Genomic DNA, 24,739 nt, shown 5'->3' on the forward strand with positions numbered 1-24,739 from the left:
CTGTTAATGTTGGTGATATGTGCAAGTGGGCTTAAATAAGAACGGCTACCTCACCACAATTCACAAACTTAATACTTTCGATTTTTACTGATAACTCACCTGAAGGAATAGCTAGCTGACATGTACTGCCGATCTGAGCTAACAGCAACTGCATGCCAATAGGCGAGAACATTGAAATCTTGTTATCATTGGGTTCTGCCTGGTTTGGAAATACGATGGTGTAGGTATCTGTAGTATTGTCGTCTAAGTAGCGTAGCTGAAGCTGACTTCCAATCAATACGAGTGAATTCAATTCTTCACCATTAAAACGGGAAAGTAATTGTTCCAGCTCGGAGCAATAATGGGACAACAGCGTTTCAGCATTACTTCTTTGTTTGCTTCGTTCCGGGAAATACTGATTTAGAAATGCGATTTTTTCCTCATCAAAATAAATAAGCTGCTGGACCAGTTGTGTCCTTGAGCCTTCATAAATTAGACTATGGTTCATAGTAGATTTCACCCCCTCTAAGTAGCACATTCTTTGCAAATTTGTTATGACGCGTTGCCATATTAAAATCCCTCCTATACAAATAGAGGTCCCCTAGAGGGAACCTTCTGATCAGTATAACAGCTTCTATATGTAAATCCAATCCATTTTGCAAAGGCAATAAATTCTTACTAAATATTGTATTTAAAACGTTTGACTATTGTATAGTTGGGTGCTATGATAGGCTGATGTTATAGGCATTTCGTAGAAAACTGCGGAATGCCTATACTATATTTCGAAGATAATTTTACATTAAATGTTACCAGGGGAGTGATACGCCATGTACATTTCGTTGAGTTCACCTATAGAATCTAGACATAAAAAGTAACTATAATTTATTAAAGGAGAGATCAGGATGATTCAAGTAAAAGAGTTTGTAGATGCTGATAATTCGTATGCTGAGAATAAGGCGAATGAGTTCTTGGCAGGGCTGCGTGAGGAACAGGTTGTGAATATCTGTTACGGTTCGGTAGTTAAATCTTCACGTGATGGGGCAGAGCATCAAAGAAGCAGTATACTGGTCGTGTATAAGACAAATGAAGGGCAATAACTGGAACACTTTTTTTTCGTGCTTATCTGTTGTCTCCACGCTATGCATCGTGATCGTTCTTATATATTATATGTTTTAGCTTTTCTTATGAACAAAGAGGACCTTTCCCATTTACGGGTAAAGGTCCTCTTTGATTGTATAAGTGCAATTACAGTCTTATATTCCGTCTGGAACGGATAATCCTAAGCCGGATGCAACACGCTGTCCCAATTCCGGATCAGCTTTATAGAAATGAACAATTTGACGAAGTTTAATATCGTTACTTTCAACTGGTGTCATAGCGCCTACGATATTTTGAACAAGACGTGTACGTTCTTCTTCACTCATCAGGCGATACAAGTCACCAGGTTGTGTATAATGGTCATCACTATTATAGGAGACACTGTCGGCATTTCCAGATACTTCGAAAGGTGATGTTTTGTACTGTGGTGCTTCTTTAGGTCCGCCTAAGCTGTTAGGTTCGTAATAGGCACCGGATCCGCCATTGTTACCGAGTGCCATGCCACCGTCACGTTGATAGTTCTTCACTTCTACTTTTGGTCGGTTGATAGGCAGGCTGTTATGGTTGGGACCTACACGGTGACGATGAGCATCGCCGTAAGCAAACAGTCGACCCTGTAGCAATTTATCAGGAGAAGCTTCAATACCAGGGACGAACGAGCCAGGAGAGAACGTAACTTGCTCTACTTCCGCAAAGTAGTTCTCTGGATTGCGATCCAGTACCATGCGGCCAACCTCAATTAATGGATAATCTTTTTGCGACCATACTTTGGTTACATCGAATGGATCAAAGCGGTAAGTGTTCGCATCTTCGATCGGCATAATCTGCACGTAGAGCTTCCACGCTGGGAAATCTCCTTTATCAATAGCATTGAACAAGTCTTCTGTATGATAATCTGGGTTCTCCCCAGCTATTTTGGCGGCAAGATCTGGAGCAAGGTTCTTAATGCCTTGTTCTGTTTTGAAATGATATTTCACCCAGACGGCATTACCTTCGGCATTTACCCACTTGAAGGTGTGGCTTCCGAACCCGTGCATATGTCTTAGCGTAGCTGGAATTCCGCGATCTGACATCAAAATCGTAACCTGATGTAGAGATTCCGGCGATAAAGACCAGAAGTCCCAAACCGCATTAGGGTTCTTTAAGTGTGTCTGTGGATCACGCTTCTGTGTATGAATAAAGTCAGGGAACTTGATTGCATCACGAACGAAGAATACAGGTGTATTGTTACCTACGAGATCATAGTTTCCTTCTTCGGTATAGAACTTCACTGCAAAACCACGTGGGTCTCTTACAGTATCAGCAGAACCTAGCTCCCCAGCTACGGTTGAGAAACGGATAAACATAGGGGTACGCTTGCCTACCTCAGATAGAAAATTAGCTTTTGTATATTGAGTTAAATCCTGAGTGACCTCAAAATACCCATGAGCGCCAGCACCCTTAGCATGAACGACACGTTCAGGAACACGTTCTCTGTTAAAGTGGGCTAATTTTTCAAGCAGATGGACATCTTGCAGCAAAGTAGGACCACGATCACCGGCTGTCATTGAATTTTGATTGTCGCCTACTGGAGCACCCCAGCTGGTCGTAAGATTATTATTATTGGAGCTCATTAATAGAATCACCTCGTAAGATTTGATTTTAGATTTAGTATAAGTTCTATATTAATGTTTTCTGGGGAAAATGCAACACTTTTTGAATAATTGACACATTACAGTATGTGGTAATCGTCGTCCCATTCAGATATATATGATAGATAGAGTGATTAATTACTAAGCAGAGTTAAAAAAGAAACAGCGCACCTCTACCATCACTGGAGGGTGCGCTGTTCTATTTTGATATAGGAATATCCGTTTTCTGTACTTAGTTTTTAATGTACATTCTGTTATAGTATTCATCCAGCATTCTTTTGGTGGCAAATTCGGTACGAGTGGTTTCGATACTCTTCTTCATCATTTGTACCCACTGTTCACGATTCTCATAATAGGTTGGGAGTACTCGATTCAATAGGGTGTCGTATAGCGCATCACTATCATGCTTATCCAGAACCTCGAAGTCAGTAGTCTCGAAGCCGTCTCCGATCTGCCAGCCATTCTCGCCATCTAAACAGGCTTCCGGCCACCAGCCATCTAGAATAGAGCAGTTCAATACGCCGTTCATGGCTGCCTTCATCCCGGAGGTACCACTTGCTTCCAGTGGTCTACGCGGATTGTTGAGCCAAATATCAGAACCGCGTGTCAGCTGTGCGCCAATAGTCATATCGTAATTCTCCAAGAAGACAACACTCTTCGGATATTTTTTCATCATCGCCACTAAATTGCTGACGATTTTTTTGCCGTTATCATCGAGTGGATGGGCTTTGCCAGAGAAGACGATTTGTATTTTGCCGGACTCCAGATAAGGCTCAATAATTTCCGGCTGCGAGAAGATCAGGTCACTGCGTTTATAAGGAGCAGCTCTGCGTGAGAAGCCAATGAGTAGATTGTCAGCATTTAGACTAATGCCGGACCGTTCTTTGATGAAATCAATCAGTTCACCCTTAATTTCCTTATGCACTGCCCATAAATCGCCATTTTGTTCATAGGCTTGTGTCATTCTTTCATCTACCCAGGTAGGGGTATGAATGGCATTAGTAATGCCAATGATGTCCGATCTTCCGGCAACCTCTTTCCACATCTTATTGGCTGTATCCGCATGAAGCTGAGCCACTGCATTAGAAATACGTGAGAGTCGTAGACCGGCAACCGTCATGTTGAACGGCTCGCCACCGATACGCTCCATCTGGTCGCGGGTTAAGCCATTGAATGCACTCATATACTCTAGGCGGTCGAGTGGATGGGTTTCGTTGCCTTCTTTTATCGGCGTATGTGTAGTGAACACAACCTCTTCCCGAGTAGCTTTCCAAGCTTCCTCAAAGGTGCTGCCTCCGGACATCTTTTCACGAATGAGCTCGATGGCTGCTAAGGCTGCATGGCCTTCATTGAAATGATAGACATCAATCGGAATGCCGAGAGCACGCATAGCTTTTACTCCGCCGATCCCGAGTACGATCTCTTGAGCGATCCGTTCCTCACCGAACCAGCCGTACAATTGTCCAGTAATCCATGCATCATTATTCTCGGGGATATCCGTATCCAGTAAATACAACGTGCTGTTGCCAAAATAATCAGTCTTCCATACTTTGCACACCACATCGGTCTTTCTGACTTTTACGGTTACCTTCACCCCTGTATCTTCAAGAAAATCATAAACATAATTGTGATAGGAGTCGTATGGATTACCGTTCGCATCAATTTTTTGATCCGTATAACCTTGTTTCCACTTCAGCCCGATAGGGATGATAGGAGCATTGATGTCTTTAGCTCCCTTAATGTAGTCTCCGGCGAGAATTCCAAGCCCTCCGGCATACATTTTAAAATCGGAATGTAACCCGTACTCCATACTGAAATAAGCTACTGATGGTAATTTTTGTTCGTTCACTTGATAAGCCTCCTAATCGCGGATTAGATTGAATTGCAGTAAAGCTGCTGGCATTATCTACGATGCAAACGTTTGCTCAAAAAACAGTCATCAATCGTTGTGGAAGCGATTGCACCATCATTCTAGCACACTTTATCTACAAAAGCATAACGTCAATTTGGTGAAAATAGCCAATTAGGGGCAAAATCAACGGAAGTGATTGATAAAGTGAAGGGAAGACCCTAAGATAAAGAGATTGAAGAAATAATTATTGGTGGTGTTTAAGTTGGGTATAGTTGTGATTGGAAGCTTAAATATGGATATGGTAGTACGTACGAACCGGGCACCGAATGCAGGAGAAACGCTTATGGGACAAGCATTTGCTCTATCTCCCGGTGGAAAAGGAGCGAATCAAGCCGTTGCCGCAGCACGTCTGGGTGCTGAGGTTAGTATGATCGGCAGCGTCGGAAAAGATACCTTTGGAAGCGAAATGCTGGAGATTATTAAGCAGGAAGGTATTCATATAGAACATATCTCAGTGAGTGAAACGGAGGCAACAGGTGTAGCTTCAATCGTTATTGAAGAAGATGGAGAGAATCGGATTATAGTTGTTTCTGGGGCGAATATGGAGCTTTCTGCGGAAGATATTCAGATGTTGGCGCCTGTAATTCAACAAGCTAAGTTAATCGTGCTACAGCTTGAAATGGATTTAGCAATGACCGAACAGGCTGTTGCTATTGCCCATGGTTATGGGATTCCAATCATTTTAAATCCTGCACCAGCCAGAAGGCTTAAGGATGAGATGTTAAGTCAAGTAACCTATTTGACGCCAAATGAGACGGAAGCAGGAATTCTAGCTGGGATGACTGTCGATAGTATAGAGACGGCTGAGCAGGCTGCCCGTATTTTGCTACAAAAGGGTGTTAAGAACGTTATTGTAACTTTAGGTGCTAAAGGCACATTGTTAGTTAATGCTGAGGGGACCAAGTTAGTTCCTGGGTTCCCGGTAAAGGCAATAGATACAGTTGCTGCGGGAGATTCCTTTAATGGTGCACTCGCACAGCAGTTAGTCTCAGGTAAGTCATTGGAGGAAGCGTTACGCTTCGCGAATGCTGTCGGTGCTTTGGCTGTTGGGAAAGCAGGTGCAATACCGTCACTGCCGTATTTGCCTGAGGTTGAAAATTTTATAAAGCATGTATCGGATGATAAGGAGCTAAAATCATGAGCAGAACATTAATCGTTAAAAATGTAGTGATCGGTGAAGGAATACCTAAAATATGCGTCCCGTTAATTGGTGCTACCCTTACTGAACTGAAGCAGGAAGCTGAAGCCTTAAAAGAGCTAAATCCTGATTTGGTGGAGTGGCGTACGGATTTTTTTGAAAAAGTGGAGGATTTAGAAGCAGTGAAGTCAGCGTTAAGTGATATTCACGCGATCATTCCGGATCTTCCGCTGATCTTTACGTTCCGTAGTGCGAAGGAAGGTGGAGAGAAGCAGGTCAGTATAGAATATTACATAGCTCTTAATGTTGCTGCTGCTGAGAGTGGGCTAGTAGATATTATTGATGTTGAATTGTTTAATGAGGAACAGGATGTACGAGGATTAGTTGAGGCTGCTCACGCTCATAACGTAGCTGTTATCATATCGAATCATGATTTTCATAAAACACCTCCCAAAGAGGAGCTAATCTCGCGTCTATGTAAGATGCAGGAGCTTGGTGGGGACTTGCCTAAGATTGCAGTTATGCCTCAAGATGCAGGTGACGTTCTGACCTTGCTAGAAGCCACTCATATTATGAAAACTAAACATGCAGATCGCCCGATTATTACGATGTCCATGGCAGGAGCAGGAGTAGTCAGCCGTCTGTCGGGTGAAATCTTCGGTTCAGCATTAACGTTTGGGGCCGCGCATAAGCCGTCTGCACCAGGCCAGGTCGCTGTAGCTGATCTTCGGAATGTTTTATCGCTGCTGCATCGTAGCTTGTAAGAGGTATCAGCAGAGATTCGAAAAAATAGAGCAGGGACCGGAATTCCGGCACTGCTCTATTTTTATCTCATTATTTTGCTCCTGTATACACATGCACTGCATCTCTTAAGAACGCTGCAAGTCCAGGACGGTGCTTGTCATAGTAAGCTGTGAAACGCTCATCATCCACGTACATTTGAGCTACACCCGCATGTGCTTCTTTGGTATAAGAATTCCAGTAGAAGGAGAGCCATTGGCGATGCAAGTCAGCACTCTTTTGTGCCAATACGCTAGCAGGATCTCCAGCTTCCATCGCCTGCAACAGGAACTCGAACATTTCCGACTCGATCTGCTGTATAGCCGCATACTGTTCTTCAGTCATACCCTTCAGCTTCTTGTTGGACTGATCTACCGTGCTGTCTCCGTATTTTTCCCGAATCTCCTGACCATATTTCTTCTCGTTATCCTCAATCAGCTTTTGCTTAAAGCCCTCGAATTTCTCTTTATCACTCATTATAATTTGTCCTTCCTTATGAGCCAGCGTCTGTTCGACGTTAGCAATTAATAGATCTAGCTGTTGTCTCTTTTCCAGTAGCTTATCATGATGCTTTCGTAGTGCTCTCGTTCCGTCAAAGGACGGTTGTGTAACAATCTCTCTGATGTTCTCTAGACTTAAACCAAGCTCTCGATAAAATAGAATTTGCTGCAGCAAATCTACTTCACGCTGACCGTAAATACGATACCCGGAAGAGTTGATTCTAGCCGGCTTAAGAATGCCAAACTCATCGTAATATCGCAAGGTCCGTGTACTAACACCAGCTAACTCCGCAAGCTTCTGCACTGTGTATTCCGTAGTATCACCTCCCACAAATTCACTGTACACCTTTACGTAGCGTAAAGGTCAAATATTATTTTATAGTTACCAAAAACAGCGGCAGCTACCCTCTGAATGATCATTGGGAAGACTACCGCTGCTTAATTATATTATTTATGTTGTGATAGGAGACTATTTAAGTGCACCTTCGGTCAGACCCGCAACGATATAGCGGTGAAAGAAGATATACACAATAATCATCGGCAGTGTAATGATAGCGAGTGCGGAGAACAGTAGCTTGTAATCGGTCATATACCTGCTGGAGAACGCCAAGAGTCCGACTGGGATGGTTTTTAAGGCATCATTCTGGATGTACAGCATGGCAAGCAATAGTTCATTCCAGGAATTTAACGCCGAGAAAATGCCAACCGTAGCCATGCTAGGGATCAACAGAGGGAAAATGATCTTTCGGTAGAGCAACCAGTCACCACAGCCATCCATGCGTGCAGCCTCCATAAGCTCTCTGGGAACGGAGTCTAAATAGGCTTTAAGCAGGATGACCGCAAGTGGCAGCCCAGTTCCAATATAAGGTATAATCAGTGCCCAATAAGAATCCTTCAAATTCAGTTGCTCAAAAATATAGCTCTGTGCAATAAAAAACGATTGCAGAGGCATAAACAGACCGAATACGAACATCAGCATTAGGAGGCTGCTTCCACGGAAGCGAAGCTTGCTAAAGGCGAAGGCTGCGAGGCTTGCGAATAGCAGAATGCCAATGACAGTTAATATCGTGACAATGATGCTGTTCTTAGCGTAGGTACTCATATTGCCGATATTCCAGGCTTTTGACCAGTTCTGTAGATTAATCGTTTCCGGTAGTGCAAACGGAGTTGAGAAGATCTTATTATTTTCACGGAAGGATGAAAGGATCAGCCAAACAATCGGATAGAAATAGAAGCACGAGAGCACGATCATGAAGATATAGTATCCAATATGCGAGAACCATTTATTGTTGGACGTAGCTTTGACGGAGTTGCTGTTTTTTTTAATAGGAATGACAGTGGTGGTTAGTGGGGGCATATACAGTTCTCCTTTCTCAATACTCCAGCGCGTCGGAGTCCTTCTTAGTTAATTTGCCGGTAACGAGTCCGATCACAGCGATAACAATCGTCATGATGACAGCCAGCGCGGAGCCATAGCCGATGCTCATATGAGTAAACACGACTTTGACGAGATAGGTAGTAACAATTTCCGTTGAGTTATAAGGACCACCATTGGTCATAACATAGAACAGGTCGAAGGCTTGAAACCCAGTTAACACACATAGCAGGATTCCCGTTTCCACCAAATTACGAATCATTGGAATTTTAATTTTGAAAAAAATATGTCTTTCTCCTGCACCATCCAGATAAGCAGATTCATAGACCTCCTTGGAAATACGCTGTATGCCAGAATAAAAGATAGTCATATAGAATCCAGCATATACCCATCCGGAGACAATACAAATTGCGTATAGTGCGGTATCAGGGTTGCCTAGCCAGACGCGTGTCCAGCTCTCCAGGCCGATTGTGTCCAGCAGCATATTGACGATCCCAAAATCGGAATTGTAAACAAATTTCCACAGGTAGGAGATAACAATCATTGGTAACATGACAGGAACAAAGAAGGCGAGTCGGAATAGTCCGCTGCCTTTGCGACCCATTGTTATTAAACCTGCAAGTCCAAGTCCGACTAATACTTCCACAAATACCGTAGCAACAATATAGATAAGTGTATGTCCATAGGAGCTAATATAAATACGGTCATGAAAAGCCCGAATATAGTTGTCGAAGCCTGTGAAGGTCATTGCGCCGATCCCGTTCCAGTCATAGAAGCTGAATACGAAGGTCATGAGAACAGGCACAAGCACGACAAAGGCAAATATCAATACAGCGGGGGCTGTGAACAAGTAAGGGGAAAGCTTATTACTCTTGCCGGACATGACAATACCTCCAGTTCATAAGTATGGGGAGACCGCCCAAGGTATACTGCTGATGAGCGGTCTGATGAGACTTATATAAAGGATGAGGAATGTTTATTTAAGTGGGGCTATGGTTGTTTCCAATTCGGATAATGCGTCTTCCGGGGATTTGGCTCCACCAATGATTTGAGATGTAGCCATATTTAAGGCATTTGCAACCTCGATGGAATAGCCGGTATCAGGAGGCGATACTAGAGCAGGTGCATTTTCCATCAGATCATTTAAGCTTAACGAGAGCGGGTGGGTCGTTTCGGTATTAATACCATCTTTAGTGATCGGTACAGCCCCGGCATCGGATAGCTTTTTAGACGATTCAGCTGAACTATATAATTTCATAAAATCAATGGCTTCGTCGATCAGCTTAGAGTTCTTGTTGACGACCATACCATTAAGTACGCCGATTACACTATCCTGATTGCCTTTACCTTCCGGCATGACTGGAGTATTGAAGTAGCCTAGCTGAAGATCAGGGTTTTCTTCAACAGCGGTTGGGACAAGCCAACTACCAATGGGGTGCATGGCCGCGCTACCGTTCAGGAACATCATGTCACCTTCACTGTCGTTGAGGGCATTCACATTGTCGTTGATGTAGCCTTTATCCCATAGCTCCTGTACATAGGTGTATGCTTTAATGAAATCTTTTGAATGAAACGGTTGCTTTAACTGCAGCGCTTCACTGTAAGCATCTTCTCCTACTACTCTAGAAATGACATGGGCAATCCAGTTGCCGGCTGTCCATAGATCGGAGTTACCGATAACAAGCGGCGTAATGCCGGCATCCTTAAGCTTCTGGCACACTGTAAGGAACTCCTCCCAGGTGGTAGGCGGTTCAAGACCTTGCTTACTGAAGATTTCTTTATTGTAAAAGATCACATTTGTCACATCGCCTGCTGTTGGAATCATATACGTCTTGCCGTCGACAATCATACCGTTGAAGGTGCCGTCAGCAAACATATCCTTCAGGCCTGAGCTTTGTAGTTGTTCGGTAATATCTGCGGCATAACCATCGCTTACTCTTGTCTGTAGCCGTTGTCCAGCCCACTCGAAATAGAGGTCGGGAGCATTTTTGCCGCTGAGTAGATTGGGTAGCCCGATGGTCTGGTATGTATCATCATCCTGATAGTTGAACTCAACTTTAATCCCCGCATGTTGGCTTTCGAATTCCTTTCCAATGTCCTCCCAGACTTTAATTAAACCTTCACCTGGTGAACCCATGGCAATGCGAAGTGTCTGCGTTTTTCCCTCAGTAGTGCCTGTGTTTACTGCTGTGCTCTCTTTGTTTGAGGTGGAGGAACAGCCTGCCAAAGTAGTAATCAGCATTGATGCAACTAGTCCAATCATCCATTTTCTCAATCGATCATCTCTCCTTGAGTTTAATAGAAACAATAATGAAATTGACATCGTGCTTACTTCCTATACTGCTAAGAGTGCCTAAGTTTCTTCTTCCATTAGCTTTCGTGTGATTTAAGTTGACACAGGAGGGCGATGTTGGCATGAGCTAAGAGGAGTAATAAATTGGATGAAATAAATGTAGTAACAACTTAGTTCTCATTATTGATTATATTTAATGTGATGTCAATCACTTTTGAGATTTTAATAAGAAAAATAATGCAGGAATGCTAACTGTAATCCGGGGGCTTTAAAAATTAATATTAGTGAATGAAAGCGCAAACAAAAGTGGATGTATAAGGGTTTATATTCTAAAGGGTTTTGAATTATGCTGAATAAAATTAAAATGAATGCACTCTAAATAAGCTATTGACAATTTGTTATGATTAAAAATAGAATGTGATTAAACGTTACTACAAATTATGATAATATTACATGGAGGTGACATAATATTAGCATTTGAGTTTTCTATATGGTGAAACTAAAAGCAAAAATATGAAGGAGGAGCGCATATGAAGTTCAGCTTGAAGCAGGCACTCGCTATACTTGCTGTTACATCATCTATGGCGTACACGTCAGCCGCATTCGCAGACACGACGGAGGTTATTCCAAAATGGGCTGCAACAGAAATTGCCTCGTGGAAGGAAATGGGGCTACTCAAAGGTGATAAAGACGGCAAGGTATTGCCTAACGAAGGAATTCGAAAGACAGAATTCGTTACCTTGATCAATCGCATCTTTAATTTCAGTGCAGTGAGTAGTGAAACCTTTAAGGATGTACCTTTGACTGCTTGGTATGCGCCAGAAATTAGCAAGGCGGTTGCTGCTGGGGCAATTCTCGGCAATGGGGAGGGAGGCATTGAACCGCTAGAGGTACTTACCCGGGAGAAGGCTGCTCTTATTCTTAGCAGAGTGTTTAATGTTGCGACTTCGGCAAGCAGTGGTGTCGCATTTGCTGATGATGCAGCAATCTCCAGTTGGGCTAAGGAAGCGGTCTATGCGATGAAGGCAGCCGGCTATGTGGAAGGCACACCAGAGGCTACCTTTCAGCCGAAGAAGGAGCTGACTCGTGCAGAGGCAGTGAAGATGATTAATAGAGCTATGGGGATTCTGATCACCGATGGCGGAGAACATTCCGGTATCTCTAGCAGCAGTATGATTGTCAACAGGCCCGGAGCAGTCCTATCCAATCTGAACCTTACAGGCAATTTATATATAACTCCGGGTGTTGGGGAAGGAGATTTGAGTCTGCAAAGTGCAGTAATCGGAGGCGTCGTTTACATAAACGGCGGGGGTGCGAACAGTATCACAATTACGGACAGTAAAATAAAAAGAATTGTAATCAATAAACCGTCCTCTCCAATAAGAGTTGTACTTAAAGGGACAACGACACTCCCACTTATAGATGTCCTCTCGGGATCGCAGGTTGTTAATGAATCCAATAACCCAATTGATACAATTAATGTACTAACAAATGGGCTTGCGGATGTCTCATTGAATGGAAATGTAAATCAGCTAAATCTTGCCGGAAAGACACGTTTTGTCTTTAATGGTGGCGAAATCACTAGTTTTAAGGTCGCCTCTTTAGCAGCAGAGTCAAGAATTCAGCTTGTGAAAGGTGCGAGCATTAAGAAGTTGTTCTTTAACGGTGGGGCTGAAGTAACTGGTGAAGGAACAATTGCAGAAGCTGAAGTGAATGCTGAGGGAGTTTCCTTGGCATCGATGCCGAACAAGCTGACGGTGAATGCTAGTAAAGTGACAATAAACGGTCACGATTATAAAGGCAGCGGTAATGGGGTGCCTAATACGTCGAGTAGTTCTGGCGGTTCTGGTTCCGGTAGCTCGGGAACAGAGAATCCCGGTACAGGAAACCCGGGTACAGGAAATCCTGGAACGGGAGAACCTGGTACGGTTGATCCCGAACCAAAAGCTACCGTACTGTACAGCTATGAAGAGGTACTTAAATCCTTTAGCTCTACTGGGGCAGAAGGAACGGCTAAGCAATATATAACTTTTCTTCAAGATCCTTCGTATAAACCTTCAATCGCTAACTCAGCAGTAGTTATGCCTGATCTCACCAACGCTATTACCTTCGTAAACTACCAATTCAACGCTAAGCCTTCTATTTTTGCCTCCCTTCGAGGAATTAACAGCTCAGTTTTAGATAAAAATCGGACGTACCTATGGATTGGAACCGATAGTGGGGTTACTCGAATTAAGCTTTCCACCAATGAAATGCTAGCTTATACAGCTGAGACTAAGCAGTTAACGGATAATAAAGTGCTTCTGCTAATCTCTGACGGCAGCACAGGTGTTTTGGCCATTACGGAAACAGGTGTATCGCATATTTATCAATAAGGGAAGGGGAATGAATTTATGCAAATGATGAAGAAACGCGCTCGAAAAATAACAGGCGCATTGCTTGCTGTTGCGTTATTCACACTGTCGGCAATACCTGTAGGGGCAGCAAAGCTGCCTGGAGCTAGCTATTCACCTGTTCAGCTGGAGGCCGTGCAGTCAAAGAAAATGACCTACTATAAAAATGGCTCAGCTTCCATTCCGAATACGCTTGACTGGATTACGGACGCAAGTGCGTTGAAATTTTTGCCGCTGTCAGTGATCGGTGATGTGACAAGTGTCGTTCTCGATAAGGAAGGCGTCTATTGGATTGGTACGCAGAATGGACTACAGCGGGTCGATTTTAATGCAAGTGATACAAAGGATATCGTTCAATACATGGCAGGTCCAAGATATTTGTATGGCGGAGATAATCATGTTACTGGTTTAGCTAGTGACGAAGCGGGAGGTATTTGGGCGCGGACAGCAAGTGGTGTGACGCATATTGCTATGCCGGAGCAAACAATGCATGAGAAATCATTCATTTATGAGGATTTAGTTCAGACTATTCTGGACAGACGCGGTATGGTTCATGGCACAAGCTTTACCTTTACTGACACGGACAACACAACAGATGCTGTAAACTACAATTCGGCAACTGGTGTTTTCAATTCAACACCTACGACCAGTGATAATGATGGCTTATGGACGACAATGTATGCGATGGGCGAGGTCTTCCGCTATAAGGCGCTGCAGGAGCAATACGGCACCAATCCGACCTCAGAGCAGGTGGCGGAAATAAATGACGCAAAGGCTGCTGCACTCCGTGCCACCAAAGCAGTGCTGCTACTAGATTATGTGTCGGGCCGCGGAAATGGCTTCCCAGTTCGTTCCTATATGCTAACTAGCGAGGCGACTGCAGCTACGGTGGGAAATACAGTGTATGGGTATCAATCGACGAATGGTTTTTGGTTCCAGAATTTCGTCGGTCCGGATAAGAATAATCCAAATGGGATTATTCCAAGCATGCAACGCGATGACGGTGTAGAACCCATAGGCTATTCGATGGTCAGGGTGACTAAGGATGCGGAGAACAAAAAAGGCTCGACGTTATTCCCGAGTGGTGGTACTGATGTAATGAATTATAATGGGCTCGGTCTTAGTCAAGCATCAATCGATGAGCTCAACCTGACACGTCCCGAGGGGCAGAAGCTAGGCATTGATATTAAAACCATCGTTGAAACAACGGAAAGCGGTCCGGTATATCAAGTGCTTCCAGTGATTACGGCGGCCACCAACAACAGCACCGCAAAGGAAGATAAGACAACGAGCGAAACGAATAAACCTTTGTTTCAGCTGACAGCACCTGTGTATGAGCAAATTCCTGATTTCTTCAATGATTTGTTCCCTAGTAGCGTAATTGTAGATGGTCATATTGATATGAATCAGATCGTCTATAAAGCGGATACTTCATCAGATGAAGTGATTGGCCACTATGCTATGTTCTATACAGCCTTCAAATATCTGGTAGGGGACAGTAATGATCCCGAATTGTTAGAGCTGAAATCCTTTATTGAAGAAACTACGCACCGTATGACAGAGCTGATTCTGAAGGATGACCATTACTATATTGAGGATGCTACTGGCAAATCGACACAGTGGTCGAGATGGCTCGGGAAGTATTTTAACGACAGTCTTAGCACTATGGAGAAGCAGAAACAGTGGGAATTCAGTGTTGGTGTCGATAAGGATGGGAACGATGCACTGTCCTATGGCTATGAAGATGCACCGCTCAATGCTCTTGAGGTAATGGGTGTACTGAAAACAGCTAGCTTCGTCACTGAAAAAAGATATCCGGCGGACTCGCTCAAATACGAGATGGCATATGAACAGGCTTTTGCTAGCAGCTATAGTAAGGAAGATCCGTATGTGAACGGTCTGGGCTATATAGATATGGCGTTGGAATATGTTGAACGGAGAATTGTGCGCCAAGCTACCAATGCTTACAGTGATAACGGCAATGAGGTGGTAACCATGGACAATGCAGGCGACAGTACCAACGCCAATGCTACGCTGCACAATGACTGGACCCAATATATCAACTATTCCGATGAAGAGCTTGGATGGTTCCCGGTATTTATACTTGTCACACTGGAACAGGATGAGCTTAGACACGCCAAGATCGTAGAGGCTTATGATCAGTGGTACTCTAACGAAGTCCGGGAGGAGAATCCGTTCTATACCTTCCTGTATCAGCTCGCGCATCCTGACAAAACAGATGTAGATTTACAGTCGGCCGTTCGATTCCTCTACCGGTTCCCTGAATTCCAGATTGAGTTTCCTGTTGAATGGGATCGCCAGGATGTATTTTATATTGAACCTGGAGACCGCGATAAAGCCAAACAGACAAATTACGCACTCGCTCCTGATGAGCGTCGGATTATTAAGCACAATTCCAATCCGTTTGCTAATGAGAGCCAATCCACTGGCGTCAATCCAAACTACAACTATCGCACGGGTAGCATAGAAGCCGGGTCGGTATTCACCCTGCCATACTGGATGGGACGCTACTTTGAAATTATAAAAGAGTGAGTACAGAAAGAAGCGCCCGCAAGGGCGCTTCGCATTCTTCAAGGCAGGTTACTTCTAGCTAATTATTAGCTGATGCCAGTGATGAGCCTCAAAATTGTCGTTCAATTGTATAGATGGGAAAATCACCACGGAATACGCCAAAGCTGTACTCCAGTGGGGAGTTATCAGCTAAATAAGTAAATGTCCTTACCTGCAGAGAGGGCGAGCCTTCCTTAACTCCAAGCAGCTTGCTGGCGGTACTATTGGCTAGAACGGGTTTCAACTGTTCAACGGAACGGTGGGCTTTTAGATTATGCTCTGTCTCTAAAAAGGAAAACAGCGAACCCTCCTTGTAGTCATTGATAAGACCAGGTGCCAGATCCCAAGCGATATAAGTATTTTCATAAAGTAATGGCTCATTGTCGGCATAACGTATCCGCAGCAAGTGGTTCACGGGTGCCTTTAAAGGGATATTAAGATATTCATTAATCGGCATTTCGGCTGGTATTACTTTGGCTTCGATAATTTTGCTGGTGGGCTCTTTGCCACTCATCAGCACATCCTCAGTGAAGCTGCGCGCCTGGTTGAGCTGAAGCTCCTTACGTTTGACGAAAGTTCCCTTCCCTTGATACCGCTCCAAAATATCTTGATTTTCAAGCTCGCTAAGGGCAAGGCGGATTGTTGTTCGACTCGCGGAGAACATCTCACATAGCTCAGCCTCAGTAGGAAGCTTGTCTCCAACTGCGTATACTCCAGACTGAATTTGTTTCAGAAGTTGTTCTTTTATGATGGAATATAATGAGTTATTTATTCTCTTTGTCATTACAAACATCCTCCGATTACATATTTGTTATATTATATCACGGATGAAGAATCGGAGGAAACATAAAATAAATGCGGTTTAACTAAGAAAACGACGAATAAATTACTAATATTGGAATAGTGAATGGTCCTAACCTTGTTCAAAGTATTTTATTAGAAGACAAAAGAAAAAATTGTAGGAACAAGATATGACGATGTTACTATAAACTAATTGAGTGCAAGAGGGAGAGAACAATAAATGAAGAAGTCACACTTAAAGATTGCAGTTATTGGGGGAGGTTCCTCCTATACACCGGAGCTGGTTGAGGGGCTGATCCGTTATCATGAAGTGTTTCCGGTCACTGAGCTGTATTTAGCCGATATCGAGCAAGGGGCAGAGAAGTTACGGATTATTGGCGAACTGGCTCAGCGGATGATTAATGCGAGTGGAAAGCTGATTACATTGTATACGACTTTGGATCGGCGCGAAGCGATCAGAGATGCTGATTTTGTAGCGACACAAATTCGGGTAGGGATGTTAGACGCACGTTCAAGAGATGAGAAGATACCGTTGTCTCATCAGCTGATCGGTCAGGAGACGACAGGAGCAGGTGGCTTCGCCAAAGCTCTCCGTACCATTCCAGTCATTCTTGGTATTTGCCGTGATATTGAAGAGCTAGCGCCCAATGCCTTCATGATTAACTTCACTAACCCTGCCGGTATTATTACAGAAGCTGTCTCCAAGTATTCTAAGGTTAAGTCCGTTGGGTTATGCAATCTACCTATTGGTACAAAAATGCAGATTGCCGAGCTATACGGGGTGGAGCAAACGCGGATGTTCATTGAGATTGTCGGAATTAATCATTTGAATTGGACGACCCGGGTAGTGCTTGATGGTGATGATGTGACAGAGGATTTCATGACCCGACTTGGCAGCATCGGTCAATCTTCGCCAGCCAATATTCCCGATCTGGAATGGGATGCTGAGTTTATTCATTCGGTAGGTGCCCTTCCCTGCGCTTATCACCGTTACTATTATATGAAGGAAGAAATGTACGGCGAGATGCTAGAATATTATCAGGCGACAGGCAAAACTCGTGCAGATGATGTGAAGGAAGTAGAGGCGGAGCTGTTTGAGCTGTATAAACAGCCGGAACTACATGAAAAGCCTGCCCAGCTGGAGAAACGTGGCGGAGCTTATTATTCTGAAGCGGCCGTTCAGCTCATGAAGTCTATTTATAATGATACAGGCGATATTCAGACTGTAAATGTTCGCAATCAAGGGGCAATACCTTGTCTTCCGGATGATGTATCCATTGAGATCAATTGTGTCATTAAATCGGATGGCCCACATGCTTTGGGACTAGTTAAGCCACTGCCTCCACAGATTAGAGGATTGCTTCAGGTGGTGAAGTCCTATGAAGAGCTGACGATTGAAGCTGCGGTGAAAGGCGATTATGCTTCTGCTCTTCAGGCATTGACGCTCCACCCGCTGGTCGGCGATGAACGAATTGCCAAGGCGGTGCTAGCTGATATTCTAGAGCAGAATGCCGACTTTCTACCACAGTTTCAGAGATAAGTTCCTTAGTACTTTGTTATATTAACTCAAAATAGCGGCAGCCATCCTCTGAGTGCTCATTGGGAAGACTGCCGCTGTTTAGGTTGTCCTACATGCTGTTTTAGTAGACTATTGAACCTTTTTAAGTCCCATTTGTGCTGCGAAATAGTTATGCAATTCCTCTAGTTTACGTGGATCGGCGAGGGTTGCTGGGTCTGAGAAGTAATGCTCAACAACAAGCTCCCAAGTAGGTACTATTTTTTGCGCGGTTATGGCTTTGATGGCAGCTTTGACCGTTTTGCGTTCCTTTGCGTTGGAGAAGGTATCTACATAATGCTGGGAGCGCTCGAAATCTAGCTCGTTAAACACCGCACGGAAAATCTCCGATGTCATTCGTGCATCATCCAGTGCCCGGTGAGCGGAGCCGGAAGGCTCAAGCTCGAACAATGCCATAGCGCCTTCGACACTAATATCATTGCTAAGCCCACGTGCTCGCAGCACACCTTTTAACAAATCCAAATACGTAGCAGACATCCAATAGGATTCGTCCATCTTGTGCATGCGCACATCCTGAATGATTCGCTTCATATCCTCGCCACCCCAAGTAAGCAGCAGAACTCCGTTTGTACTTAGATCGAGCCACTCTCTAAACGCAGTGATGACTTTTGGGAAGCGGGGTGCGATATCGATTTCCTCTTGTGGAATACCGGTTTTTTTCTTAATGAAAGAATTAAGGGTAGAGAAATATATGGGTTTGATCAAGGAAGAAAATTCATCCTTATACTGCAATGAAGAGTCTAACCGGACGGCTCCAATCTCAATGACCTCCATAGGGTGCTCGCTGGCAAACTTACGGCCGTTGAATTCGATGTCCAGAATAATATAATCCACAGGTACTTGCCTCCGTTCCATGACTGACGCTGTAGTGCTTAATACGTCGACTACTCTATTTTAACAAAAAAAGCGATGTAATGGGGAGTATGGGAACAAGCTAATATTGGAACATAAAAAAGAACCAGCACTATGCGGGTTCTTTTTTATAACTATTAATGAGCAAAAAGATTGCAGACAATAAAGTAAGACGATTAATGTTCTGAACCGGCAGCAGGTTCAGGTTGATGAATTGGCTGTTCCAGCAGGACAGATCCGTCTTCAAGACGAAGCCAGGTATCGAAGTCTTGGGTGCCTTGGGTCAGTCTGATGACGCGTGCGCCCCGCATAAAGCCTTCTTTTCCATAAGTATTGTAGCCGGTAGCACGGCCATAGGAAAGACGTATGCCATACAGGCTGCCCGTAAAATCATTGATATGGTCATGTCCGCAGAAGGTGCCCAGCACATCACCCATTTCAAGCAAAGCCGAGAATAATCCCGAGTTAACCTCAGGTGAGCATACACGCTCATACTTATACCCATGACAGACTTGTGTAGACCAGACCTCACGATATTCGGGAATCGGGATATGGAAGAAAGCTAATGCAGGCAGCCTGTTCTCAGCAGTTTTAGGATTCAATCTAGCGGATTCAGCAGTTAGCCAGTTAATCTGATTCCGGCTAACCCAATTGTAGCCAGGGATATGCTCCATCCCGGAGTAGCTGCCGGAGTCAACAAAATAAAGGACCGCGGCCGCATGGCCATCCTGATCTTTTATTTCAAGTGTGTAATTGCCTGAGCCTTCAAGATCCTCTGGACCGGCTTCGGCCAGACAGTGGGGATGTTCTAATGCTATCTGCATCAATTCACTGCGGGAAATCAGGGTTTCTGTATCATGGTTACCAAATACGAAGGCCCAAGGGGTACCTGTTTTTTCTACAGCAGCGACAGCATCCCGAAATGCTTGGGCAGGGTCTTCACACGCCTTTTCGCCAGGAGAGACAGGGGCAGTGTAAATTAGATCTCCCGTGAAGACCACAAGATCAGGTTGTTCTGCTTCTAGAACACGTTCCATCAGTTCCCGGGTACGCTGATCTTCGGCTCTTCCATCCATCCAGTGAAGATCAGTGAACTGTACAATTTTCAAGGTTCCATCTTGCTGAAATGATAAGCTGTGTCTCATTGGGGTTATCTCCCTTACTGTCTAATATAGTTAGCCGATCCAGATCCGCTGGGTGAAATGGTCTCCGGAGCTTCTACCAATCATAATATCAAATTCCCCGGGTTCAAAGACCAATTGATCGTCTTTTCCGTAGAACATCAGCATATCTCTAGTGATCTCGAAAGAAACTACTTGTTTCTCATGCGCTGCGAGTGTAATTTGTCGGAAGCCTTTTAGCTCTTTGACCGGGCGGACGACACTTGCGCTGACATCGTGGATATAGAGTTGAACGGTTTCCTTGCCGGTGATGTCTGAAGTATTCTCCACCTCAATGGAGGCAACAACCCGCTCGGCAGCATCAACCTTGAAGTTGCTGTAATCAAAACTGGAATAGCTCAGACCATAGCCAAAACAGAAAAGAGGGTCATTAGGGCAATCCAGATATCGGGTTACATAACGCACATTGGGATATAGGGGATCATAGGGACGTCCCGTCTGATAGGCATTGTAATAAACAGGAATTTGCCCAACCGAGTAAGGGAAGCTCATAGATAAACGAGCGGACGGATTATAATCTCCGAACAGCACATCAGCTAATGAATTTCCGGATTCCGTACCCAGAAACCAGGCTTGCAGCAAAGCATCGCTGGCCTCAAGAACAGGCTTTAGTTCCAGCGGTCGGCCGCTAAATACAATGGTAACAATCTTTTTGCCGGTATCTTTCAGACGCCAGATCAGCTTCTCCTGATTGGTCGACAAGCGCAAATTGGTTTTGCTTCCGCCTTCCCCCGTATCCTGCTGATTCTCACCGACAGCAGCGAGAATTACATCGCAATCTTTTAGGCGCTGAAAGGCTTCTTCGATTTCATCCTCCACATCAAAAACACCCTCTAGCATGCTTCCCAGCTCACCAGTCATGGCCGTAATAATATCCGCGGCAGATGTTTTTTGAGAAATGCCGTTGTAGAGTGATACGGCCGGGTCTTTTTCCGTTCCAGACCAGCCGCCCAGCACATGAATAGAGGTAGCGAAGGGACCAGCCAATCCAATCTTCATACCGTGTTTCAGGGGCAAAGCGTTATTGTCATTTTTCAGCAGCACCACTGAGCTGGCACCCAGCTCTCTCGCAGCTTGTAAATTCTCCGCGCTCGGCGTGGGCGCCTCATCTACTAGTGGATCTGCATCCTTGAATGGATTGTCAAACAAGCCGAGAGCGTCCTTGAGTTCTAGCACCCGGATAACGGCTTCATCAATCAAGGAGATATCAAGCTTGCCTTCCTCGACGAGAGCAGCGCCGTGGTTTAGATAATGGGTGGACATCATTTCAATATCTAGTCCGGCAGCCAGACTTTTCTCCGCTGCTTCACGACCATCTTCGGCAGCGCCATGAGGGATTAGTTCATTTACGGAATTGAAATCGGCGATGGTAACGCCGTTGAAGCCCCATTCCTCACGCAAAATCCCCCGGAGAAGTTTGGAATTACCGCTTGCTGGTATGCGGTCAATCGTATTGAATGCGGCCATCACCATGGCTACACCAGCATCTACAGCAGCTTTATAGGCTGGTAGATAGAACTCACGTAATACGCCGAGGGACATATCTACCGTATTGTATTCACGACCGCCTTCGGGAGCGCCGTAACCGGCGAAGTGCTTCACACAGGCAGCGATCCGCCCTTTTTCTTTTAGGTCTTTGCCCTGATAGCCCCGTACCATGCTCTCAGTTACACGGGCATTTAGATAAGGATCCTCACCGGATGTCTCCATCACCCGTCCCCAGCGCGGATCGCGTACGAGATCCGTCATAGGTGAGAAAGTGAGATGGATGCCGGCAGCTGCGCTCTCTTTGGCTGCAATTTCAGCAAATCGTTCGCAAGCTTCCATATCAAAGCTACAACCTATCGCAAGCGGGATCGGAAGAATTGTTCTGTAGCCATGAATGACATCCGCCATGAAGAGCAGAGGAATCTTCTGACGACTGGCTTGCAAATGCCGGGTCTGCAGATCAATCACATTTCTGGCTCCAATACCGTTCAGAACACTTCCGATGTTCTCCATTACTTGTGGCTGAATGTTCAGTTCTTTAAATGGGCCGGTTAAATCCACGGTATCATCCAAGCCCCAATAGTGAGGGCCTAGCTGGGTTAATTGGGCCAGTTTTTCTTCCAGAGTCATATCGTTCACAAGATCTTGGATAAAAGATTTAGTCATGGTTAACACCTTCCTCGTGAGCGCATTGATAGTTATTGTGAAAATTAGATGTGCTATACCAATAAGAAAGCGCTTGCGATTTCTGTTCGCCGCTACTTTAAGCGGGAGAGGATTCCGAGTAAAGGATAGCTTTCAATACCCTGTTCCGTGTGCATACGCAGATTAATATTATTGGATGAGACATGTAATAGATCGGTACGGGGAGTTCAACGTCAGACGTCATAGATAGAGGCTGACATGTTTATGAAAGAACAGATAGAAACGTTTCCATAAACGATACATATCGATCTTAGTCCGAAGGCCATAAAAAGTCAATTATCTTCGTGAAATCGGCTGATTCATTATATTTAGGTTGTAAATTGTGATTTTTATTACTAGAAAAACAAAAATAAAATGAATTGACAGCGCATACATCTAGGGAGTATGATTTTCGTACAGGGAGTTTCAAAGAAATTATGGAAACGTTTCTATATCATCCGATACGCTTTATCATAAAGGATGAGCAATCAGTTTTAAGCTGGTTGCGGGACAAGAAAGGAAGCTAAGTTATGCATATGATGAAATGCATCTTTCAAATTGGAGGTGGGCTCATTGTCAAGAATTAAGCTTGCGGGTGGAAATATTGTCCGGGAAGTCATTAAGAACAAAGTGCTTTTTCTAATGTTGCTGCCTGTAATCCTATACTTCATTATTTTTCACTATGCCGTAATGCCTGGCGCTTACGTCGCATTTGTGGACTACAAACTAAACAAGGGGATTTTCGGTAGTAATTTCATTGGCCTTAAGAACTTTGAGTTCCTGTTTCAAAACGGTGATCTCTGGAATATTACCAAAAATACACTACTCTACAATGTTGTATTTCTTGCCTTGGGGAATATTATTCAAATCGTTTTCGCCATTATGTTATCTGAAATAGCAGGTAAGTGGTTCAAGAAGATAACGCAGTCCGTCATTCTTCTTCCAAACTTTATCTCAATGGTTATCGTCGGTGTATTTGCCTACAACTTGTTCAACTTCAACTCAGGTTTTATTAATACGATGTTTGTAAGCTTGGGGTTAGATCGTTATGAATTTTACTCTGACCCTGGGATTTGGAAGTATATCATTGTTGCCTTTAAGATTTGGGCCGGAACTGGATACGGTATGATTGTCTATTTGGCAACCATTACAGGAATTAATCATGATTTGTATGAGGCGGCCTATATGGATGGGGCTACGACCTGGCAGCGGATTCGCTACATGACTCTTCCAATTCTGAAGCCTACTTTTATTCTATTGCTGTTGTTCGGATTGGGTGGCATTCTTAAAGGCTCCTTCGACCTATTCTACAACCTGATTGGTACTAACTCCGTGCTGTATCCGCAGACGGATATCATTGATACCTATGTCTTCCGTTCATTAGTGGGGCAATTCAACTTCTCCATGGGTGCGGCAGTCGGCTTCTATCAATCCTTATTCGGTCTGATTCTGGTACTGGTGATAAACTTTATTGTTCGTAAGGTCGAACCAGACAGCGCATTATTCTAAATTCAGAAACGAAATAGGGGGGATATCAGTGGAACAATCAAAAATCAAGCAGGATTCTGGCAGTATTCTCATTAAAGCGGTTAGCTATCTCTGCATTACAATCTTTGCACTATTTTGTGTATTTCCTTTTGCATTAATGATCTCTTCCTCGTTCATGAATGAACAGGAAATTGTCCGTGAAGGCTATAAGCTCTGGCCAAAGGAATTCTCAATAAAGGCTTATGAATTGCTGTTAAATAACTCTGGCAAACTAGTAAGTGCTTATCAGGTTACGATTTTTATCACCGTAGTAGGTACGGTACTTGGACTATTCATGATGTCAATGGCTGGGTTCGTACTTAACCGAAAAGATTTCAAATATCGTAATTTCTTCTCCTTTATGATTTACTTTACAACGCTTTTCAGCGGTGGTTTGATTCCAACGTATATCCTGATGGTCAAACATCTTCATATGAAGGACAGCTTATTCGCCATGATCCTTCCGGGTGTAGTGGGCGCTTGGTCCATCTTCCTAATGCGTAACTTTATGAAAGCTATTCCGGATTCCCTATATGAATCCGCTACAATTGACGGCGCCGGTGACTTCCGCATCTATTGGCGGATATTCATTCCACTAGCAGTTCCATCCTTAGCTACGATTGGATTGTTCTCGGCACTGGGCTTTTGGAATGAATGGTATAACGGAATGTTGTATATCGACGATCCGACGAAGTATCCGCTTCAATACTTCTTGCAGCGAATGGTCAATCAGGCGAATCTCGGAGCGCTAGTCAATTCGGGGGCGGTAATCAATACTGCTGATCTTCCGACGCAATCCATTAAAATGGCTACAGCTGTGCTAGCTACTGGACCTATTATTCTTCTATATCCATTTGTGCAGCGTTACTTCGTAACAGGCCTCACAATCGGGGCAGTAAAGGGTTAATGGACGTTTCCTTTTCATAGGGCGTTTATTATAAATCAAGCAATCATTATTAA

19 protein-coding genes are annotated in these 24,739 nt (G+C 44.2%); 8 read left to right on the plus strand and 11 right to left on the minus strand.

From position 1 onward, the window contains the following. Positions 1-31: 31 nt before the first annotated feature. Positions 32-487: a GreA/GreB family elongation factor gene (locus tag MKX35_RS25820; RefSeq protein ID WP_076299073.1), complete on the minus strand. Its 456-nt coding sequence runs from the start codon at positions 485-487 to the stop codon at positions 32-34. 394 nt (positions 488-881) lie between these two features. Here MKX35_RS25820 and MKX35_RS25825 point away from each other — a divergent pair, with 394 nt between their 5' ends. Then, positions 882-1,076, plus strand: coding sequence for a sporulation protein Cse60 (locus MKX35_RS25825; protein WP_042184993.1), 195 nt, complete (start codon positions 882-884; stop codon positions 1,074-1,076). Between the two features lie 156 nt (positions 1,077-1,232). Here the strand turns inward: MKX35_RS25825 and katA are convergent, their stop codons facing one another. Together katA and glgP are read right to left on the minus strand one after the other, a co-directional pair. Then, positions 1,233-2,690 carry a catalase KatA gene (gene katA, locus MKX35_RS25830; RefSeq protein WP_076299074.1) on the minus strand — a complete coding sequence of 486 codons (1,458 nt, stop codon included), beginning with the start codon at positions 2,688-2,690 and terminating at the stop codon, positions 1,233-1,235. A 250-nt stretch (positions 2,691-2,940) separates the two neighbouring features. Further along, complete coding sequence (glgP, locus tag MKX35_RS25835) at positions 2,941-4,557, minus strand: alpha-glucan family phosphorylase (protein ID WP_076299075.1); 1,617 nt, start codon at positions 4,555-4,557, stop codon at positions 2,941-2,943. Positions 4,558-4,834: 277 nt separating this feature from the next. Here glgP and rbsK point away from each other — a divergent pair, with 277 nt between their 5' ends. Continuing rightward, positions 4,835-5,761, plus strand: coding sequence for a ribokinase (gene rbsK / locus MKX35_RS25840; protein ID WP_256716273.1), 927 nt, complete (start codon positions 4,835-4,837; stop codon positions 5,759-5,761). Next, positions 5,758-6,522 (plus strand): type I 3-dehydroquinate dehydratase, encoded by a 765-nt coding sequence (gene aroD / locus MKX35_RS25845; RefSeq protein WP_076299076.1) that lies wholly within the window; start codon positions 5,758-5,760, stop codon positions 6,520-6,522. The genes rbsK and aroD overlap by 4 nt, the downstream gene beginning before the upstream one ends. A gap of 70 nt (positions 6,523-6,592) precedes the next feature. On the opposite strand, the gene MKX35_RS25850 is transcribed toward aroD, so the two are convergent. The 4 genes from MKX35_RS25850 to MKX35_RS25865 form a co-directional block, all read right to left on the minus strand. Then, positions 6,593-7,342: a MerR family transcriptional regulator gene (locus tag MKX35_RS25850; RefSeq protein ID WP_341044479.1), complete on the minus strand. Its 750-nt coding sequence runs from the start codon at positions 7,340-7,342 to the stop codon at positions 6,593-6,595. Positions 7,343-7,507: 165 nt separating this feature from the next. Then, complete coding sequence (locus MKX35_RS25855) at positions 7,508-8,395, minus strand: carbohydrate ABC transporter permease (RefSeq protein WP_081382815.1); 888 nt, start codon at positions 8,393-8,395, stop codon at positions 7,508-7,510. 16 nt (positions 8,396-8,411) lie between these two features. Beyond that, complete coding sequence (locus tag MKX35_RS25860) at positions 8,412-9,296, minus strand: carbohydrate ABC transporter permease (protein ID WP_076283815.1); 885 nt, start codon at positions 9,294-9,296, stop codon at positions 8,412-8,414. Positions 9,297-9,389: 93 nt separating this feature from the next. Further along, the gene (locus tag MKX35_RS25865; protein ID WP_179085735.1) at positions 9,390-10,688 is read right to left on the minus strand and encodes an ABC transporter substrate-binding protein; all 1,299 of its coding nucleotides are present in this window, start codon (positions 10,686-10,688) and stop codon (positions 9,390-9,392) included. Between the two features lie 548 nt (positions 10,689-11,236). On the opposite strand from MKX35_RS25865, the gene MKX35_RS25870 reads away from it, so the two are divergent. Together MKX35_RS25870 and MKX35_RS25875 are read left to right on the plus strand one after the other, a co-directional pair. Continuing rightward, positions 11,237-13,081 (plus strand): S-layer homology domain-containing protein, encoded by a 1,845-nt coding sequence (locus MKX35_RS25870; protein ID WP_076299077.1) that lies wholly within the window; start codon positions 11,237-11,239, stop codon positions 13,079-13,081. An 18-nt stretch (positions 13,082-13,099) separates the two neighbouring features. Further along, the gene (locus MKX35_RS25875; protein WP_076299078.1) at positions 13,100-15,652 is read left to right on the plus strand and encodes a hypothetical protein; all 2,553 of its coding nucleotides are present in this window, start codon (positions 13,100-13,102) and stop codon (positions 15,650-15,652) included. Between the two features lie 88 nt (positions 15,653-15,740). On the opposite strand, the gene MKX35_RS25880 is transcribed toward MKX35_RS25875, so the two are convergent. Next, on the minus strand, positions 15,741-16,454 hold the full coding sequence (locus MKX35_RS25880; RefSeq protein ID WP_076283819.1) for a GntR family transcriptional regulator: 714 nt from the start codon (positions 16,452-16,454) through the stop codon (positions 15,741-15,743). Positions 16,455-16,691: 237 nt separating this feature from the next. Here MKX35_RS25880 and MKX35_RS25885 point away from each other — a divergent pair, with 237 nt between their 5' ends. Beyond that, the gene (locus MKX35_RS25885) at positions 16,692-18,011 is read left to right on the plus strand and encodes a 6-phospho-beta-glucosidase (RefSeq protein ID WP_076283820.1); all 1,320 of its coding nucleotides are present in this window, start codon (positions 16,692-16,694) and stop codon (positions 18,009-18,011) included. Between the two features lie 108 nt (positions 18,012-18,119). Here the strand turns inward: MKX35_RS25885 and MKX35_RS25890 are convergent, their stop codons facing one another. From MKX35_RS25890 to bglX, 3 genes are all read right to left on the minus strand, one after another. Then, positions 18,120-18,902 (minus strand): 3'-5' exonuclease, encoded by a 783-nt coding sequence (locus tag MKX35_RS25890; RefSeq protein ID WP_341044480.1) that lies wholly within the window; start codon positions 18,900-18,902, stop codon positions 18,120-18,122. Between the two features lie 173 nt (positions 18,903-19,075). Next, positions 19,076-20,044: a metallophosphoesterase family protein gene (locus MKX35_RS25895; RefSeq protein ID WP_076299080.1), complete on the minus strand. Its 969-nt coding sequence runs from the start codon at positions 20,042-20,044 to the stop codon at positions 19,076-19,078. 30 nt (positions 20,045-20,074) lie between these two features. Further along, complete coding sequence (gene bglX, locus MKX35_RS25900; protein ID WP_076299081.1) at positions 20,075-22,234, minus strand: beta-glucosidase BglX; 2,160 nt, start codon at positions 22,232-22,234, stop codon at positions 20,075-20,077. Between the two features lie 591 nt (positions 22,235-22,825). Between bglX and MKX35_RS25905 the strand changes: the two genes are divergently transcribed. Together MKX35_RS25905 and MKX35_RS25910 are read left to right on the plus strand one after the other, a co-directional pair. Continuing rightward, positions 22,826-23,761: an ABC transporter permease gene (locus tag MKX35_RS25905; RefSeq protein WP_256716269.1), complete on the plus strand. Its 936-nt coding sequence runs from the start codon at positions 22,826-22,828 to the stop codon at positions 23,759-23,761. Positions 23,762-23,789: 28 nt separating this feature from the next. Next, positions 23,790-24,686, plus strand: a complete 897-nt coding sequence (locus MKX35_RS25910; protein WP_197069743.1) for a carbohydrate ABC transporter permease — start codon at positions 23,790-23,792, stop codon at positions 24,684-24,686. Positions 24,687-24,739: the final 53 nt, after the last annotated feature.

Source organism: Paenibacillus sp. FSL R5-0923, assembly GCF_038009145.1.
Classification (GTDB): Bacteria; Bacillota; Bacilli; order Paenibacillales; family Paenibacillaceae; genus Paenibacillus_AQ.